At 41.0% G+C, this 18,651-nt stretch carries 14 protein-coding genes and 1 riboswitch; of the genes, 6 read left to right on the top strand and 8 right to left on the bottom strand.

Translation table 11 applies throughout. The features are described from left to right. Positions 1-16: 16 nt before the first annotated feature. Both L0B53_RS06090 and tldD read left to right on the top strand, forming a co-directional pair. Positions 17-829 (top strand): carbon-nitrogen hydrolase family protein, encoded by an 813-nt coding sequence (locus tag L0B53_RS06090; protein WP_235062187.1) that lies wholly within the window; start codon positions 17-19, stop codon positions 827-829. A gap of 134 nt (positions 830-963) precedes the next feature. Next, positions 964-2,412, top strand: coding sequence for a metalloprotease TldD (gene tldD, locus L0B53_RS06085; RefSeq protein WP_235061255.1), 1,449 nt, complete (start codon positions 964-966; stop codon positions 2,410-2,412). Between the two features lie 134 nt (positions 2,413-2,546). Here the strand turns inward: tldD and thiQ are convergent, their stop codons facing one another. The 7 genes from thiQ to leuA all read right to left on the bottom strand — a co-directional run bounded on the left by thiQ (position 2,547) and on the right by leuA (position 11,204). Continuing rightward, complete coding sequence (gene thiQ, locus L0B53_RS06080) at positions 2,547-3,242, bottom strand: thiamine ABC transporter ATP-binding protein (protein WP_235061254.1); 696 nt, start codon at positions 3,240-3,242, stop codon at positions 2,547-2,549. 166 nt (positions 3,243-3,408) lie between these two features. Then, a complete protein-coding gene (gene thiP / locus L0B53_RS06075; protein WP_235061253.1) occupies positions 3,409-4,998 on the bottom strand; it encodes a thiamine/thiamine pyrophosphate ABC transporter permease in 1,590 nt (529 codons plus the stop codon). Then, positions 4,998-6,020 carry a thiamine ABC transporter substrate binding subunit gene (gene thiB, locus L0B53_RS06070; RefSeq protein ID WP_260115567.1) on the bottom strand — a complete coding sequence of 341 codons (1,023 nt, stop codon included), beginning with the start codon at positions 6,018-6,020 and terminating at the stop codon, positions 4,998-5,000. The genes thiP and thiB overlap by 1 nt, the downstream gene beginning before the upstream one ends. A 126-nt stretch (positions 6,021-6,146) precedes the next feature. Continuing rightward, positions 6,147-6,245, bottom strand: a riboswitch (TPP riboswitch). A gap of 140 nt (positions 6,246-6,385) precedes the next feature. Then, a complete protein-coding gene (gene leuD, locus L0B53_RS06065; protein ID WP_235062185.1) occupies positions 6,386-6,988 on the bottom strand; it encodes a 3-isopropylmalate dehydratase small subunit in 603 nt (200 codons plus the stop codon). A 23-nt stretch (positions 6,989-7,011) separates the two neighbouring features. Then, the gene (gene leuC, locus L0B53_RS06060) at positions 7,012-8,418 is read right to left on the bottom strand and encodes a 3-isopropylmalate dehydratase large subunit (RefSeq protein ID WP_235061252.1); all 1,407 of its coding nucleotides are present in this window, start codon (positions 8,416-8,418) and stop codon (positions 7,012-7,014) included. Between the two features lie 124 nt (positions 8,419-8,542). After that, the gene (gene leuB / locus L0B53_RS06055) at positions 8,543-9,631 is read right to left on the bottom strand and encodes a 3-isopropylmalate dehydrogenase (protein WP_235061251.1); all 1,089 of its coding nucleotides are present in this window, start codon (positions 9,629-9,631) and stop codon (positions 8,543-8,545) included. 1 nt (position 9,632) lies between these two features. After that, positions 9,633-11,204 carry a 2-isopropylmalate synthase gene (gene leuA / locus L0B53_RS06050; RefSeq protein ID WP_235061250.1) on the bottom strand — a complete coding sequence of 524 codons (1,572 nt, stop codon included), beginning with the start codon at positions 11,202-11,204 and terminating at the stop codon, positions 9,633-9,635. Positions 11,205-11,804: 600 nt separating this feature from the next. Here leuA and L0B53_RS06045 point away from each other — a divergent pair. The 3 genes from L0B53_RS06045 to ilvN all read left to right on the top strand — a co-directional run bounded on the left by L0B53_RS06045 (position 11,805) and on the right by ilvN (position 16,221). Continuing rightward, positions 11,805-13,634 carry a long-chain fatty acid--CoA ligase gene (locus L0B53_RS06045; protein WP_235061249.1) on the top strand — a complete coding sequence of 610 codons (1,830 nt, stop codon included), beginning with the start codon at positions 11,805-11,807 and terminating at the stop codon, positions 13,632-13,634. A gap of 374 nt (positions 13,635-14,008) precedes the next feature. Then, positions 14,009-15,730, top strand: coding sequence for an acetolactate synthase 3 large subunit (locus tag L0B53_RS06040; RefSeq protein WP_235061248.1), 1,722 nt, complete (start codon positions 14,009-14,011; stop codon positions 15,728-15,730). After that, complete coding sequence (ilvN, locus tag L0B53_RS06035; protein WP_235061247.1) at positions 15,727-16,221, top strand: acetolactate synthase small subunit; 495 nt, start codon at positions 15,727-15,729, stop codon at positions 16,219-16,221. The genes L0B53_RS06040 and ilvN overlap by 4 nt, the downstream gene beginning before the upstream one ends. A gap of 281 nt (positions 16,222-16,502) precedes the next feature. Here the strand turns inward: ilvN and pykF are convergent, their stop codons facing one another. Beyond that, positions 16,503-17,915, bottom strand: a complete 1,413-nt coding sequence (gene pykF, locus L0B53_RS06030; protein ID WP_235061246.1) for a pyruvate kinase PykF — start codon at positions 17,913-17,915, stop codon at positions 16,503-16,505. Positions 17,916-18,454: 539 nt separating this feature from the next. Between pykF and L0B53_RS06025 the strand changes: the two genes are divergently transcribed. Further along, positions 18,455-18,595: a hypothetical protein gene (locus L0B53_RS06025; protein ID WP_235061245.1), complete on the top strand. Its 141-nt coding sequence runs from the start codon at positions 18,455-18,457 to the stop codon at positions 18,593-18,595. Positions 18,596-18,651: the final 56 nt, after the last annotated feature.

Raw genomic sequence — 18,651 nt, 5'->3', positions numbered from 1 at the left:
ACAGAGGGAGGTGATGATGACAAAGGTAGGTGTAATTCAAATGAATTCAGGTGCAGATCCTGAGTTGAACTTATCGAATTTAAAGAAAGCCCTAAAAGGTGTTCAGTTACAAGGTGCTGAGCTTGTAGTGACACCTGAAAATTGCTTGGTTTTTGGTTCGAAAGAGGATTATCAAAAACATGCAGAGCCTTTAAATAATGGCCCTTTGCAGCAACAGTTATCGACTACGGTAAAACAACTCGGTATCTGGTTAGTGGTGGGTTCATTTCCTATTCGTCAGACAAATGGCGACATTACGTCTACCAGTTTATTATTTAACCCTGAAGGCATGTGTTCTCAACACTATAATAAAATTCACCTCTTTGATGTTGATATTGCCGATCAACATAATAACTATCGTGAGTCAGATACCTTCACTAAAGGGAATCAAGCCATTGTTGCGGATACTGACTTTGGTAAATTAGGCTTATCTATCTGTTATGATGTACGTTTTCCTCAGCTTTATAGTCTATTACGTGAAAAAAATGCAAAAATCATTACGATTCCGGCTGCTTTTACTCGAGTCACTGGACAAGCGCATTGGGAAACTTTATTAAGAGCGAGAGCCATTGAAACCCAGTGTTGGATTATTGCTGCTGCACAATGGGGAAATCATGGTGAAGGGCGGGATACTTGGGGGCATTCGATGATTGTCGATCCTTGGGGACGGATTGTTGCCTGCCAAGAGAGTGGCGTTGGTTCAATTATTACTGATATTGACTTAACGATGGTTGATACGATTCGATCTAATATGCCGATTCATCAACATAGCCACTTTCACTGTAAGTAAAACTTTTAGTGTTAATTAAAAAGATAACGAACATGGTCAGATATTCGGTATAGCTACCTTAGTTGGCTTATTCATCAAAAATATAAAAATATCGTTATGATGAAGCGTAACGGTAATGATAAAAAGAGAGCGTTATGAGTTTAGATAAAGTTGAACATACTCTGTTAGAACAGTCTGGCATGAGCCGAGATAGTTTGCAGCAGACATTAGGATTGATCGCTGAGCGTCATGTTGATTATGCTGATATCTATTTTCAATCGTGCTGGCATGAATCGCTCTCTTTAGAAGATAGCATTATTAAAGATGGCTCATTTAATATCGACCGTGGTGTTGGTGTTCGTGCTGTTTCTGGTGAGAAGACCGGTTTTGCCTACTCAGATCAAATTAATCAAACGGCCTTAAATCAGAGTGCAATTGCGGCTCGGGGTATTGCGCGTCAAGGACAACATGGTCGAGTACAAGCGTTTGCGCCTGTTACACCCTCCGGTATTTATGCGCCGATTGATCCATTAGGATCACTTAGCAAAGAAGATAAAATTGAACTGTTAAAACAAGTTGATCGTCATGCTAGAGCAAAAGATCCTCGTGTTAAAGAGGTAAATGCAAGTCTAAGTGGCGTGTATGAAGAGGTGCTTGTTGCAGCCCTTGATGGCACTTATGGCGCAGATATTCGTCCATTAGTTCGTATCTCAATCAGTGTATTGGTGGAACAAGATGGTGAACGTGAACGCGGCAGCTCGGGTGCAGGTGGTCGTTATGGTTATGAGCGTTTTCTTGCTATCGAAGAGAATGGTCAATCTATTGCTCTTAACTTAACCGAAGAAGCGGTTCGCCAAGCATTAGTAAACTTAGAAGCTGAAGCCGCGCCTGCGGGAACCATGCCGGTAATTCTAGGCTCGGGTTGGCCGGGTGTTTTATTGCATGAAGCCGTTGGTCATGGATTAGAAGGTGACTTTAACCGTAAAGGGTCATCAGCGTTCTCTGGTCGTGTCGGTGAGCAAGTGACCAACCCACTTTGTACTATTGTTGATGATGGTACCATGCAAGATCGTCGTGGCTCGATTAATATCGATGATGAAGGTGTGGTGGGTCAATATAATACTCTTATCGAGAATGGTGTCTTAAAGGGCTATATGCAAGATAAGCTGAATGCTCGCTTAATGGGTGTGAATCCAACGGGTAATGGTCGCCGTGAATCTTATGCTCATCTGCCAATGCCGCGTATGACCAATACGTATATGCTACCGGGTGAAAGTACACCAGAAGAGATGATCGCATCGGTTAAGCATGGTCTTTATGCACCAAATTTTGGTGGTGGTCAGGTTGATATAACGTCTGGTAAATTTGTCTTCTCTACCTCTGAAGCGTACCTAATTGAAGATGGCAAGATTACTCGTCCAGTCAAAGGGGCAACCTTAATTGGTAATGGACTTGAAGCGATGCAGCAAGTTTCTATGGTGGGTAATGACCTCTCTATCGACAAAGGCGTTGGTGTTTGCGGTAAAGCGGGACAGAGCGTACCTGTGGGCGTAGGTCAGCCAACACTGAAAGTTGATAACTTAACGGTTGGTGGCACTCAGTAACTTACTGTATCAGTAAAGAGAGCCAATAAATGAGTAAGCGATGATAATCAGCAAATTATCATCGCTTTTTTTATGGGTTCATTTTACGTATTAAGATAATACCGTTCTCAATCATGTCATACCAAAAGAATTGATTAGCCAAGATAGCGACGAATAAATTGATTATCTTGATCATTCAATAGATCTTCTGGTTTCCCTTCCATTGCAATTTTTCCATTATCAATCAATAAACAATGGCTCGCGACTTTCAATGCATCATCTGGCGAATGAGTCACCATTAATACCACCATCTTTTGCTGCTGTGCTAATTGGCGAACCAGAGATAGCATCTCATTACGTAACGCTGGGTCAAGGGCTGAGAATGGCTCATCTAATAATAGGAGAGGGCGTTGACGAAGAATGGCTCTCGCCAATGCAATACGTTGTTTTTGTCCTCCCGATAACTGTTCAGGTAAGCGTGAAATGTATTGCTCGATAGAGACACTTTCTGCGGCTTGTTTGACTAATTCGCACTGCGGCTCAGTCAATTTAAGGGTTGGGGAAATACCTAGGGCGATATTTTCAAACACCGTTAAATGGGGAAAAATATTGTGCTCTTGAAACAGAATAGATAAGGGTCTTTTATGAGGAGCTAAGGTTGAGAGCTCTCTATTTGAGACTTCTATTTTTCCTGAATCTGGCGCAATAAAACCTGATAGCAACCCTAATAAGGTACTTTTTCCTGCACCACTTGAGCCTAATATCGCAGTGATCTCACCACTTTTTGCTGTGAAGTCAAAATCGACAACAAAGTCATCATAACGGTAGTTGAGTTGTTTAACGGCTAACATTATTTTTTCCTGTATCACAAAGTTGTGTCATCTAAGTTTATATACCCTTCATACTTGATGTTGCTAGGTTGTTAGCTGCACTCACTCGCTCGATCCAATCATATAGTACACAATATACTTATGGAGCCTCACTCACTTGCCGCCTAGTAGCAACGCTATATATAGATTACGGTTTTTGTGGCTGAGTGAGTTGGTTCTCGATAAGTGAAAATATAGCCAATGAAACCAGTAATAAGAGTAATGCAACCACGGCAGCCCCCTCCATCTGATAACTGCCCATTAATTGATAAAGGTAGAGCGGCAAGGTGGTAAAGTCTTGACTACCAAATAGAGAAATTGCACTTAAATCCCCAAGGGAAAGGACAAAACTTAACGCAAAAGCATTGGCTATAGGGGCTTTTAGTGCTCGCCACTCAATCAAATACAGGCGTGTTAAACCAAATAACCCTAAACTTTCACATAATGGATTATATTGTTGAGCGATATGGAGCATCGACTGATTTAAGCTTTTTACAATATAAGGTAATGCCATCAATCCATTGACTAACACTACAATAGTAAACGCGTAACTAAATGGATCAGAAGAGAAAATATCACTAAAAGAGCGAATCAATAGGAATAACCCGGTACTGATCACCAAACCCGGTGTAACCAAAATTAAGGTCGCAGCAAGTTCGATACCATCAGCAAGTAAGTTTTTCTTCTGTAAGCGCCAATGTCGACTGGTCAATAGAATGGTAACGCCTGATACTAGAGCAAACAGTGCTGCACCGAAAGCAATGGTCAGAGAGTGATACACCGCAGACCAAAGTGCAGGTTGTTGTAGCTGCAGCCACAGTTGACTGTTTAGTCCACTGTAGACAATGGCGATTAGTGGAGGGAAGACTAAAATAGAGGCGATAATAATCCAGAATTTATCCCAGATCTTAAGTGTTGGACTATCAATAAAAGTGGGTTTTTCTAGGGCTTGCTGACTATCAATCGCTATCGATTTAGCAAAGCGGAGCGAGATAAGGACAACGGTTCCACAAAGTAGCATCTGCCAAATCGCCAACAGTGCGCCATAACCTAAATCAAAGTCATAGCGGATTGCTTGATAGATTGCCAACTCAACGGTGGTCGATTTTGGCCCTCCCCCCAAAGACATCACAGTGGCAAAGCTGGTAAAGCAGAGCATAAAAATCAAGCCGATAATATGAGGAAGTTGTTGTCTCATCACTGGCCACTCAACAAATTTAAATTTACTCCAACTGTTTAATCCAAGTTGAGATGCTAATTTGTGTTGTTGAGAGGGAATTGCATTTAAGCTTTGGATAAGCAGTCGAGCAGACAATGGCGCATTAAAAAAGACATGGGCTAATAAGATGCCACCTAAACCGTAAATATTAAACTTGCTGTCAAACAGTTTATTAATTAGCCCGCTATTACCATAAATCGCTAATAGACCAAAAACCGCCACTAAAACAGGTAACACTAAGGTCATCGCAAAAACACGTAATAACAGCTTTTTCGCAAAAAATTGACGACGATAAAGTGCGAGTGCAATAGGAATTGAGAGCAGTACGCTCAATAGCACCGATAACCCAGCTTGATAGAAACTGAATTGAGTGATGTGACGGATATAGGGATCTTGCCAGATCTGACTGATATCATTGAGAGAGCTATGGCTGAAAAGTAGCGTAATTGCAGCACCAATCAGCAATAGAATAAGCCCAGTAATGGTGATACCAGGCCAAATTTTACTATTAGAAACCACTACTGACTAACTGCCTGTTGCCATTGACGAACCCACTGTTTGCGACTGTTAGCAATTTTCTCTGAATCTAAAAGTAGCGGCTTAGATGGCGTGACTAATTGATCAAACTCTTTCGGCAGTGGCGCATCGGTTGCTGGGTACATCCAGTTACCTGTTGGAATATATTGTTGAAAATCGTTAGTGAGAACAAAATTGATAAATTGGTCAGCAAGCTTTGACTGTTTTGTTCCTGCCACTTTAGCAACCGTTTCAATCTGCATATAGTTACCTTCAGTAAAGGTCGTTTCTTTGTATTTATCGTCTTGTTCGTCAATGATATGGTAAGCCGGAGAGGTAGTATAAGAGAGAACAAAATCTGATTCTCCTTTTAGGAACATATTGTAGGCTTCACTCCACCCCTTGGTTACGGTCACCGTTTTATCGGCAATCTGTTGCCAAGCTTGTGGTGCTTGATCGCCATAGATCGACTCGATCCAAAGCAGTAGACCTTGCCCTACCGATGATGTTCTTGGATCTTGGTAGATAATCGAGTAATCATTATCTTTTGATAGTAGTTCTGCAAAGCTTGCTGGTGGTGTTTTCATTTTTTCGCTGTTATAGATAAATGAAAAATAGCCGTAATCGTAAGGAATAAAGGTCTGGTTATCCCATTTTATTGGTAAGTCTAACTTGGATAAATCGGCATGACTTGGCGTGAAGAGTCCGGTTTTTTCGGCTTCGGTGATCGAGTTATTATCTAAACCTAAAACGATATCAGCTTTGTTACTTTTACCTTCTAAACGCAGGCGGTTTAACATTGCCGCGCCACTATCGAGAGTGACATAGTTTAGAGTACAGCCGCCACACTGTTTTTCAAATTCAGCTTTAACTTTTGGGCCGGGTCCCCAACTTGCCGCGAAGGATTCATAAGTATAAACAGTGAGGGTCGGCTGCTCTGTTTCGGCCATTGCTGATGTTGTTAGTAAACAGGTGGTGGCAAGTAGAGTGCCTGTAACTATCTTATTAGTCAGTGCTTTATTCATTTTTTATCTTCCTCTGATTATTTAAATTGCCATTAAAACAGGACTTAAATTTAGAGGCATAGCGTTGAGCTTGAGGAGGGCAATGTGGATTTATGGTTTTATTTTCCTTACCATAAACAGTTGCGATTCAAGGTTAGTCTCAATTCCTACGCCAGCATTATCTGGTTCAGGTTCAATGGGTTCCGGTCTGTCCGATCTCAGCTTAAAGCCCCCCAATGAGAACATAATCAGTGTAAAGTTTCTCACGACTAAATACCAGTTTGAAGATAAGAATCATTCAATAAAAAAAGCCCTAATAGACGTTTTCTCGACTTTAAAATCAGAAAATGATCTATCAGGGCTGATTGTTTTTAAGCGACTTATTTTTAGCGTAAAAACTCAGGGATATTTTGCTCGAATGCAGCAATCTTCTCTTCATGCTGTAGAGTTAGACCGATGTTGTCTAAACCATTCAGCAAACAGTGACGACGGAATTCATCAATCTCAAATGAATACGTTTTTCCGTTAGCTTCGACAGTCATGCTCTCTAGGCTCACGGTGATCTCTGCACCCGGTGTTGAGTTAACAAAGTTGAATAACTCATCAACTTGCTCTTCTGTTAGGCGAACTGGCACCATTTGGTTATTGATTGAGTTGCCATAGAAAATATCGGCAAAGCTTGATGAGATCATCACTTTAATGCCGTAATCTGCTAATGCCCAAGGTGCGTGTTCACGAGATGAACCACAGCCGAAGTTCTCACGAGCCAATAGAATTGAAGCACCTTGATAACGCGCTTTATTCATTACAAACTCAGGATTGGCTTCTGTCCCTGCATCATCAAGAAAACGCCAATCATGGAATAAGTGCTGACCAAAACCTGTGCGTGTTACTTTTTGTAAGAACTGCTTAGGAATAATGGCATCAGTATCGATGTTTGCTGTATCCAAAGGAACAACTAAACCTGTGTGTTGTTTAAAACCGGTAATAGACATGGTAACTGCTCCTATCCTTAAGCTTCTTCTAATTCACGAATGTCAACAAAATGACCGGCAATTGCCGCTGCGGCTGCCATTGCTGGGCTCACTAAGTGAGTACGTCCATCTCGACCTTGACGGCCTTCAAAGTTACGGTTGCTGGTGGATGCACAACGCTCATGAGGACCTAATCGGTCATTATTCATCGCTAAGCACATTGAGCAACCCGGTAGACGCCATTCGAAACCAGCTTCAATAAATAGACGGTCTAAACCCTCTAATTCAGCTTGAGCTTTTACCTGTTCTGAACCTGGAACCACTAATGCTTGAACATGATTGGCAACCTTACCGCCTTTGATCATCGCCGCTGCTGCACGCATATCTTCAATACGAGAGTTAGTACAAGAGCCAATAAAGACTTTGTCGATCTTAACGTCAGTAAGTGATTGATCAGACTCCAATCCCATGTAGTTAAGCGCTTTGGTTGCTGAGGTTTGTTCCACAGGATCAGCGAAAGAGCTTGCCGTTGGGATTAATTGCGTGATTGAGATAACCTGACCAGGATTTGTTCCCCATGTAACTTGAGGCTCAATCTCTTTTGCATCAAGGGTAACAATGGCATCAAACTCTGCGTCATCATCACTTTTTAATGTTTTCCAGTAATCGACAGCTTGTAACCAGTTATCACCTGATGGCGAGAATTTGCGATTGTCTAAGTAATCGAATGTCGTTTGATCTGGTGCGATTAAGCCCGCTTTTGCGCCTAATTCGATCGCCATATTACAAACCGTCATACGACCTTCCATAGAAAGATCGGTAATGGCTTCACCACAGAATTCAACCACGTAACCTGTACCGCCAGCGTGACCGACTTTACCGATAATTGCTAGGATAATATCTTTGGCTGTGATGCCTTTAGCGACTTTACCTTGAACTTCGATCTTCATGGTTTTTGCTTTGGCTTGTTTTAGGGTTTGTGTGGCTAAAACGTGTTCAACTTCTGATGTGCCGATACCAAAAGCTAATGCACCAAATGCACCGTGGGTTGCGGTATGAGAATCACCACAAACAATAGTATTACCAGGAAGTGTAATCCCTAGCTCTGGCCCCATGACATGGACGATACCTTGGTAAGGGTGGTTTAGATCATAGAGCGTAACGCCAAATTCTTGACAGTTTTTTGCCAATGTTTCCATTTGGATTTGTGCCATTTCACCACTGGCAGAGATATCTTTTGTTTCCGTTGAAACATTGTGGTCCATGGTTGCAAATGTTTTGCTTGTTTGGCGAACTTGACGCCCTTTTTCACGTAGACCATCGAAAGCCTGTGGTGAAGTGACTTCATGAACTAAATGGCGGTCGATATATAAAATTGGATTTTCGCCCTCAGCTGCAACGGCAACATGAGAGTCATAAATTTTCTGGTATAAGGTAGAAGACATGTTGTTTCCTTAACTTTAATTTGTCGCTATTGCTGTGTGACTTTTTTCTATTTCTTATTATTTAAGCCATCGTCAACAGCGACAAATTATTTAAATGAATAGCGAGTTAATTGCTATTTTTCAATTAACAAGTACGAACATAATGCGCGATGCGATCACCCATTTCACTTGTTGATAGCGCTTGACGGTCACCAGCAAGATCGGCAGTACATTCGCCCGCTTCAAGTGCTGAAGAAACTGCTTGCTCAATTGTACGAGCCGCTTGTTCTTCACCTAAACTATAACGAAGCATCAGAGCTGCAGATAGGATTTGTGCCACAGGATTTGCAATACCTTTGCCCGCGATATCAGGAGCAGAACCGCCTGCTGGTTCGTATAGACCAAAGTTTTTCGCATTTAAGCTTGCAGACGGTAGCATTCCCATTGAGCCTGTAATCATCGCACACTCATCAGAGATAATGTCACCGAAGATGTTAGAACATAGCATCACATCGAACTGCGAAGGGTCTTTGATTAGCTGCATGGTCGCATTATCAATATAGATGTGGCTTAGCTCTACATCGCTGTACTCTGTTGCGATTTCTTCAACCACTTCACGCCATAAGATAGAGCTTTGAAGTACGTTCGCTTTATCGACAGAACAGACTTTTTTACCACGTAAACGAGCCGACTCAAATGCGATGCGAGCAATACGTTCAATTTCGTAGCGGTAATAAACTTCAGTATCAAATGCTTTTTCATTTGCGCCTTCGCCTTCGCGACCTTTTGGCTGACCAAAATAGATACCGCCAGTCAGTTCACGAACAACCACGATATCAAAACCACGCTCAGAAATATCTGCACGTAGTGGAGAGAAGCCTTCTAAACCGGTATGGATTTGTGCAGGACGCAGGTTACAAAATAGTTCGAAGTGCTTGCGAAGAGGAAGCAAGGCTCCACGCTCAGGTTGATCATTAGGTGCTAGGTGCTCCCATTTAGGGCCACCAACAGAACCAAATAGTACAGCATCTGATGCTTCACAACCTTCAATAGTTGTTTGAGGAAGTGGCGTGCCGTGGTTGTCGATAGCAATACCACCCACATCAAACTGGTTAGAAGTGAAAGTAAAATCAAACTTCTCTTCAATAGCGGTTAATACTTTTTGAGCTTCAACCATCACTTCTGGACCGATACCATCACCAGGTAGGATCGCAATATTGTAGTTCCTTGTCATTTTACACTGTCTCCGACTGAATTTTTTCTGCTTGTAATTTAATTTGTTTTTTCTCAGCAACTTGCTCGGCACGATGGATAGCATTGATAACATGCAGAAGTGCTTGGCCTGATGCTTCAACGATGTCTGTTGCTAAGCCTGTACCATGGTATTTACGGCCTTGGTAGTTGGCAATAATATCTGCTTGGCCTAGGCCATCTTCACCTTCACCTTTTGCGGTTAGATGGAATTTATCTAGTACGATTTCGTAACCCGTTAGGCGGTAAATACATTGATAAAGTGCATCAACAGGGCCATTGCCGACTGCGGCTTCACACTTCTCTTCATCACCACACTGTAGCTTAATGCTGGTGGTTGCCATCACGCTGCCAGACTGAACGCTTAAGTAGTTAATTTTGTAGAAATCATCTTCATCTTTTAAATTAGCGAAGAAAACTAACGACTCTAAATCATAATCAAAAACTTGGCCTTTACGATCCGCTAGCTTCAAGAAGTTATCGTATAACGTATTTAAATCGTAATCATTGTCTTTGTAGCCCATATCATCCATGTGCTGTTTAACCGCAGCTCGACCTGAACGACTGGTTAAGTTCAATGCTTGATGTTTTAGACCGATAGACTCAGGCGTCATGATCTCATAGGTGTTCTTATTTTTGATCATGCCATCTTGGTGAATACCTGAGGAGTGGCTAAATGCATTGCTGCCGACAATCGCTTTATTGGATTGGATTGGCATATTACATAGTTGGCTCACTAATTTACTGGTGCGGTGTAGTTGTTGATAATCTAAACCTGTTGTCACACCTAATAGATCGGCACGAGTTTTAATGATCATCGCAATTTCTTCTAGCGCACAGTTACCTGCTCGCTCACCGATACCATTAATCGTCCCTTCAATTTGACGAGCACCTGCTTGAACGGCTGAAATAGAGTTGGCTACTGACATGCCTAAATCGTCGTGACAATGAACAGAAATTACCGCTTGATCGATATTCGGTACGCGCTCAAATAGGTTGGTGATTATCGAACCAAACTCACCCGGTACGGTATAGCCCACGGTATCGGGAATATTAATTGTTTTAGCGCCTGCTTTGATTGATTCTTCAACCATACGACACAGGTTATCAATCGGAGTACGACCTGCATCTTCACATGAGAACTCAACATCATCGGTATAGCGACGAGCATGTTTGATTGCGGCGACACCCATTTCAACCACGTCATCATAGCTACGACGTAATTTATCTTGAACGTGAATGGTTGACGTTGAGATGAAGGTATGGATACGGAAAGCTTCAGCGACTTTTAATGCTTCTGCCGCGGCGTCGATATCTTTTGCGACTGCGCGAGATAAGCCACAAATACGGCTGTTTTTGATTTCTCGTGCAATTGTTTGAACGGATTCGAAATCACCGGGAGATGAAACAGGGAAACCCGCTTCAATCACGTCAACACCAAGACGCTCAAGGGCGAATGCAATTTGTAATTTCTCTTTTACCGTTAAGCTTGCAGATAGAGCTTGCTCTCCATCACGTAACGTTGTGTCGAAAATAATAACTTGGTCATTGTTCATGATTGATGTCCTTTTTGGCTTAGCTGTTACTCTATTCGCGCATCCATAACTCATAATGAGCTTTTTTCGCGAGCCTATATAAAAAAACCCGCGCTATTTGCGCGGGTTTTTTAGAATCTTTAGTGGTATATCCAACTTATGACCTATCCGCGCGAATTATTCACGATGAGGAGGAGAGGCTTGAGTAGAGCTGGAAAATTAGCAAACATGTTTAAAGTTCTATCCTGTCAGGTGAATGCCACGTAATAACACTAGGTATGGAGATAAAAACTACCGATATGCAATAAACTAGTCAAGCATTATTTAACGATTTGTTTACTACATGTTGCTTTTTACCACCTATTAGTGCTGTTTTTGTAATAAAAAGCTAGTGGTGCTGCATGCTCTTCAGACCAGTTTGCATCTGACTGGTTTAGCCAGATGTTTCATTAAAGTTATAATCTGCTGCTTTTTAGTTCAAACGAGGCTAATAATTGGGATCCTTTCTGCATTAACTAGGTTTAAGTGATATTTAACATTGCAATTATGAGAGTTAAATATTACCGTCATTGCATAGATAGCTTACATCTGTACGCTTAAAATTTTGAAGTAGAGTGACTTATGACTAATCTTGATTTCCACCTAGTAAACCGTATTAGAATTCAGACCAAGCAACAGGGAGAGCGTGATGCGTTACGCCATAATGTGCGCGGTAAATGGACAGGGATTACATGGACTCAATTTGGTCAGAAGATGGATGAGTTATCATTAGCTCTACTTTCTGTGGGCGTAAACCCACAAGATAAGGTGGCTATTTTTGCCAATAATATGCCGCAGTGGACAATCGCTGATTTTGCAGCACTTCAAGTCCGTGGCGTGACAGTACCTATCTATCCAACAAATACAACAGATCAAGCTGCGTTTATCATCAATAATGCTGATGCAAAAATATTATTTGTGGGTGACCAAACCCAATACGACCAAGCATTAGAGATGATTTCCCAGTGCCCGCAATTAGAATTAATTGTGGCGATGAAAGAGAACGTTGATCTTCGTAATTGTGAAATAGGGCGCTTATGGCAACCGTTTATCGAGCAAGTTTCTAGTGATGATCACGCGATTCGTCAAGCGTTCCAACAGCGTCTTGATGATATGAACAACGATGATCTATTAACCCTTATCTATACCTCTGGTACCACAGGAGAGCCGAAAGGGGTGATGCTAGATTACAGTAACTTTGCACATCAGCTGAAAAGTCACGATAAAACTTTAAAACTGCAGGAAGATGATGTTTCACTCTCTTTCTTACCGTTATCTCATGTTTTTGAACGTGCATGGACGGCTTATGTTCTTCACCGTGGTGCAACTAACTGTTACCTAGAGAATACGGCTCGTGTTCGTCAAGCATTAGAACAAGTACGTCCAACCGTGATGTGTGCGGTTCCTCGTTTCTATGAGAAAATTTATTCAGCGATTCATGACAAGGTTTCTAAAGCCCCATTTATTCGCAAAGCATTATTTACTTGGGCGGTAAATATGGGCGCGAAAGTGGCTGTGAGTCGTCAACAAGGTAAAAAACCGTCTTTACTACTGCAAAAAAGCTACGATCTTGCTGATAAGTTAGTTTTAGGTAAATTACGTGCGTTATTAGGTGGTAATATTCGCTTTATGCCATGTGGTGGTGCCAAGCTTGATCCTTCAATTGGTCGTTTTTTCCATGCGATTGGTATTAATGTCAAACTGGGGTACGGTATGACAGAAACAACCGCTACAGTTTCTTGTTGGTGTAATGAGAACTTCAATCCAGACTCCATCGGTTTAACAATGGATGGTGCTGAAGTTAAAATTGGTAAAGATAATGAGATTTTAGTTCGCGGTAACATGGTTATGCGCGGCTACTACAAAAGAGAACAAGAGACAGCTGAAACCTTTACTGCTGATGGTTTCTTAAAAACCGGAGATGCTGGCCACTTTGATGAAGATGGCAATTTATTCATTACTGATCGCATCAAAGAGTTAATGAAAACGTCTAATGGTAAGTATATTGCACCACAACTTATCGAAGGTAAAATTGGTAAAGATCACTTTATCGAGCAGATTGCTGTGATTGCGGATACCCGTAAATTTGTTTCTGCGTTAATTGTTCCTTGTTTTGATACATTAGAAGAGTACGCAAAAGAGTTAAACATTAAATATCATGACCGTATGGAGCTAGTTAAACATAGTCAAATTATTGAGATGTTTGAAAAGCGCGTTCATGAAATGCAAGGTGAATTAGCAAAATTTGAACAAGTTAAGAAATTTACCCTCTTAACGAAAGAGTTTTCGATGCACAAAGGTGAGTTAACACCAACACTTAAACTACGTCGTAAAGTGATTCATGATAAATACAAGCAGGTGATTGATGCAATGTACCATGATGATAAAGCTAAGAAAAAGAGCTATAGCTAAATAGCTGAAAGTAGAGACGAAGTATAGGATAAAAAAGAGCCCAATAGTGGCTCTTTTTTTCGTTTAAACTCTGCCTAGTTATCTCTGTTTCGTTATTTTTTATTTGAAAAAGTAACGAAATAAAAAGTAGAGAAAAGTGCGAGATTAAGAAAGGGAACGATGTTTAGCGAGAATTGATGATATTTTTGCCAAAAAAGCGCAATAACCGTAGACAAACAAAGCAGTAAAAAGTTACAGTAAATTAACTTTGTGTCTCTTGATAGTAACATTATTGAGGGGATTATTCAGAAATAAGGCGTTATCGCGTCTATATTGACTGAATATACGGAAAATGGCACTTAAGGTGCCACTATTTAGCTTGGAGGCAAATAATAATGGAAATGTTATCCGGCGCCGACATGGTTGTTCGCTCTTTGATCGACCAAGGTGTAAAACATATTTTTGGTTACCCTGGTGGTTCAGTACTCGACATCTATGATGCGCTTCATGAGAAGAGTGATATTGAACATATTTTAGTTCGTCATGAGCAAGCAGCTGTTCACATGGCGGATGGTTATGCTCGTGCAACAGGTGATGTTGGTGTGGTACTTGTGACTTCAGGTCCTGGTGCAACCAATGCGATTACCGGTATTGCGACCGCTTACATGGACTCTATCCCACTGGTTGTATTATCAGGACAAGTTCCGAGCTCATTAATCGGTAATGATGCATTCCAAGAGTGTGATATGGTGGGGATCTCTCGCCCAATCGTTAAACATAGCTTCTTAATACAAGATCCTAAAGATATTCCGAAAACCATTAAAAAAGCATTCTATCTCGCATCTACAGGTCGTCCTGGCCCTGTGGTTATCGATCTTCCAAAAGATATGCTGAATCCTACTTTAACTCATCCTTATCAGTATCCTGAAGAGATCAAAATGCGATCTTATAACCCGACGGTTAAAGGACATCGAGGCCAGATGAAGAAGGGAGTACAAGCGCTTCTTGCCGCTAAGCGACCAGTACTTTACGTTGGTGGCGGTGCAATTATTTCTGAGTGTGATAAGCAGATCTTACAACTTTCAGAATCATTAAATATTCCCGTTGTCAGCACATTAATGGGATTGGGTGCGTTTCCTGCCAGTCATAAAAATAGCTTAGGTATGTTAGGAATGCATGGCTGTTATGAAGCTAATATGGCAATGCATGAAGCGGATCTTATTTTTGGTATTGGTGTTCGTTTTGATGATCGAACCACCAATAACCTAGAAAAATATTGCCCAAATGCCAAGATCTTGCATATCGATATAGACCCATCTTCAATCTCGAAAACGGTTAATGCTGATATTCCGATAGTGGGTTCAGCTGATAAGGTACTGGATCACATGTTAACACTACTATCTGAGCAAGATGCCAGTAATGATAAAGAAGCGATAGCTCTATGGTGGTCAATGGTTGAAGGCTGGCGTCGTCGTGATAGTTTAAGTTATGAGAAGAGCAGTGAACGTATTAAACCGCAACAAGTTGTTGAGGTGCTGCACAAGCTGACGGGTGGTGATGCTTATGTTGCGTCAGATGTTGGTCAGCATCAAATGTTTGCTGCTCTCTATTACCCGTTTGATAAGCCACGTCGTTGGATCAATTCTGGTGGTTTAGGAACCATGGGCTTTGGTCTTCCTGCTGCAATGGGTGTTAAAATGGCATTGCCTGATGAAGTCGTGGTTTGTGTTACCGGTGATGGTAGTATTCAGATGAATATTCAAGAGCTATCAACAGCAATGCAATACGATATCCCTGTTAAGATCATAAACTTGAATAACCGTTTCTTAGGGATGGTAAAACAGTGGCAAGATATGATCTATCAAGGTCGCCACTCCTCCTCTTATATGGATTCTGTGCCTGATTTTGCTAAGATCGCAGAAGCCTATGGTCATGTTGGGATCCAGATTAGTGACCCAGCTAAGTTAGAATCTGAATTAGAACGCGCACTGTCAATGAAAGATCGTTTAGTCTTTGTTGATATTTCAGTGGATGAAACAGAACATGTCTACCCGATGCAGATTCGAGGTGGTGCAATGAGTGACATGTGGTTGAGTAAAACGGAGAAAACATCATGAGAAAGATCATTTCAGTTCTATTAGAAAATGAACCCGGTTCATTATCTGGTGTTGTTGGGCTTTTTTCTCAGCGTGGTTATAACATTGAATCACTAACGGTTGCGCCTACCGATGACCCTACGCTATCTCGTCTTAATATTACCACTGAAGGTGATGAGCGTGTTTTGGAGCAAGTAGAGAAGCACCTTCATAAGCTTATTGATGTCTTGAAAGTGAATGATATCACTGATAATGCGCATGTTGAGCGAGAATTGATGCTGATTAAATTGCGCGCTAGTGGCTTTGCTCGTGCAGAAGTGAAGCGTACTGCGGATATTTTCCGTGGCCAAATTGTCGATGTTACCAGCACTCAATATACGATTCAGCTGACAGGTAGTAGTGAAAAATTGGATGCATTTATTGATGCAGTAAAAGACCTTACGGATGTCATTGAAGTCGCACGAAGTGGGATTGTTGGTATGGCTCGTGGAGAGCGTTCGTTAAGACCCTAGAGCGTTTATTTAGAGCTTAGCACTCTTTTTATCGTGTTTATTATTTGGTTCTATACCTAAAATAATTGGAGTTGCTAGTAGGCGGCAAGTGAGTGAGGCCCCATGAGTATAGGTGTACTATATGATTGGGGCGAACGAATACAGCCAACAACCTAGCGACTTCAAGTATGAAGGGTATAAGTGATAAAAATCATAGCCAATAAAAAAGGAGCCAGAGGCTCCTTTTTTTATACGTTATTTCAATCTATATGAAATACATTAGTATTTGCACTTAATGAAAATTAAAGTACGTGTACAGAAGAGGTATTTGTTGTACCAGAGCTAACTAGCGCACCAGAAACCATAAGAACGATGTCGCCTTTCTTACCTAGGTTCTGCTCAAGAGCAATTTCTTGACCGCGGATGTAGAAGCTGTCTGAGTTTTCAAACTTCTCAACGATAACTGGCTTAACACCTTTAGTCAGAACAAGCTGTGCAGCTGTCTTCTGGTTAGTTGTTAACGCTAGGATATTTGCAGTTGGGAAGTACTTACGTACTGAACGTGCAGATTTACCGCCTTCTGTTGCAACGATGATAAGTGGAGCAGCTAGCTTCTCAGCTGTGTCTACTGCAGACTTACATACTGCTTCAGTGATACGTAAACGAGAGCTGTCTAAACGTGAACCTAGCTCTGCTTTTAGTGAACCATCAGTACGCTCAGCGATTTGCGCCATGATAGTTACTGCTTCTACTGGGTACTTACCTTTAGCGGTTTCACCAGAAAGCATAACCGCATCAGTACCATCCATGATTGCATTCGCAACGTCACCCGCTTCAGCACGAGTTGGACGTGGGTTGCTGATCATTGAATCAAGCATTTGAGTTGCAGTGATAACCATCTTACGTGCACGGTTACACTTCTCGATCATCATTTTTTGAGCGAAGATAACTTCTTCTGCTGGGATCTCAACACCTAGATCACCACGTGCAACCATGATGCCATCAGAAGCTTCAAGGATCTCATCAAAGTTATCAACACCTTCTTGGTTCTCAATTTTTGAGATGATGTGAATGCTTTCGCCACCGTTAGCATTTAGAAGCTCGCGGATTTCTTTAACGTCATCTTGCTTACGGATGAATGATGCAGCAACGAAGTCAACACCTTGCTCACAACCAAACTTAAGGTCAGCTTTATCTTTTTCAGATAATGCTGGAAGCTGAACAGATACGCCAGGAAGGTTAACACCTTTATTTTCGCCTAGTGCACCGTTGTTAAGCACTTTACACTTAACTTCAGTTTCAGTCGTTGCGATAACTTCCATTTCAAGTAGGCCGTCATCAACAAGAATTGTATTACCGGCTGTTAGGTCTTTAGCAAAACCAGCATAAGTTACAGCGACAACATCTTTATTACCAACAACAGACTCATCAGTTGTGAATGTGAATTCTTGACCAGCGACTAGATCAACGTCGTTACCACCTTCTAATTTGATAGTGCGGATCTCTGGACCTTTAGTATCAAGAAGGATAGCTAGTTGCTCACCTTTTTCTTCCATTACTTTACGGAAGTTCGCTATACGAGTGCCGTGCTCTGCGAAGTCACCGTGAGAGAAGTTTAAACGCATCACGTTCATACCAGCATTTACTAGTTCAGTTAGCTTCTCTACAGATTCAGTTTTAGGGCCAATCGTACATACGATTTTGGTCTTTTTCATTTGAGATATTCTCCGGACGATTTTATAACTAAGCGACGTTAGTCTGATAATAAATCTGAAACAATGATTGTAACAGTAAATTTTATACTGTGAATGGTATCACAATCTAGACTGTAAATCAGTCAAGATTCATCTTATATCTAACAGGGTATATAAAAATTTTTGCGTCATTATAGTGACAATAAATATTTTTATATTGATTTGTAACAGTAAAAATTGAGATAAGTCACATATTCACCTAAATGAATAACTTTAATTGGTAGATATTCATCATTTTTATAGTTGATCGTGAACTACATTTTGATTTCACATCAAACTTAAGAGCACCTTAAATTGTGATCATTTGACAAAATTAAGTCTGAGATAGGGCCGAAATTGTCTAGTAGGCCTCAAATTAACTCATTTTATGATGAAATATTGTGCAACTAGGCGTAATAATAGCAGAGCTAAACTGAACTTATTATTTATTGGTATATATATCGAATTTCTTTGGTATTCGTGTTGTAAACGTAATCACTATGGATGGTTTTAGCCCTATTATGACTGGGATATTATTACGAATTTTAGCAAATCAACAACCTTATTATTGGGGTAATCTTCCCTACCTGAAACGTTGGTTTAACGAAGATATTATCCTCACTTTCTTCTTTCCTCTGAACTCACTTGTTATTGATCCATAAGATTTTCATTTCAATTCATATTGGGATTGAAATGACATATTTAAATTGAATTAAAA

Source organism: Vibrio sp. SS-MA-C1-2 (genome assembly GCF_021513135.1).
Classification (GTDB): domain Bacteria; phylum Pseudomonadota; class Gammaproteobacteria; order Enterobacterales; family Vibrionaceae.
This window is presented reverse-complemented; position numbering and strand designations above follow the sequence as displayed.

Coding starts and splice junctions, on each gene's coding strand:
- L0B53_RS06090 (WP_235062187.1), top strand. CDS start 17: ATGACAAAGGTAGGTGTAATTCAAATGAATTCAGGTGCAGATCCTGAG.
- tldD (WP_235061255.1), top strand. CDS start 964: ATGAGTTTAGATAAAGTTGAACATACTCTGTTAGAACAGTCTGGCATG.
- thiQ (WP_235061254.1), bottom strand. CDS start 3,242: ATGTTAGCCGTTAAACAACTCAACTACCGTTATGATGACTTTGTTGTC.
- thiB (WP_260115567.1), bottom strand. CDS start 6,020: ATGAATAAAGCACTGACTAATAAGATAGTTACAGGCACTCTACTTGCC.
- leuC (WP_235061252.1), bottom strand. CDS start 8,418: ATGTCTTCTACCTTATACCAGAAAATTTATGACTCTCATGTTGCCGTT.
- leuB (WP_235061251.1), bottom strand. CDS start 9,631: ATGACAAGGAACTACAATATTGCGATCCTACCTGGTGATGGTATCGGT.
- leuA (WP_235061250.1), bottom strand. CDS start 11,204: ATGAACAATGACCAAGTTATTATTTTCGACACAACGTTACGTGATGGA.
- L0B53_RS06045 (WP_235061249.1), top strand. CDS start 11,805: ATGACTAATCTTGATTTCCACCTAGTAAACCGTATTAGAATTCAGACC.
- L0B53_RS06040 (WP_235061248.1), top strand. CDS start 14,009: ATGGAAATGTTATCCGGCGCCGACATGGTTGTTCGCTCTTTGATCGAC.
- ilvN (WP_235061247.1), top strand. CDS start 15,727: ATGAGAAAGATCATTTCAGTTCTATTAGAAAATGAACCCGGTTCATTA.
- pykF (WP_235061246.1), bottom strand. CDS start 17,915: ATGAAAAAGACCAAAATCGTATGTACGATTGGCCCTAAAACTGAATCT.
- L0B53_RS06025 (WP_235061245.1), top strand. CDS start 18,455: ATGACTGGGATATTATTACGAATTTTAGCAAATCAACAACCTTATTAT.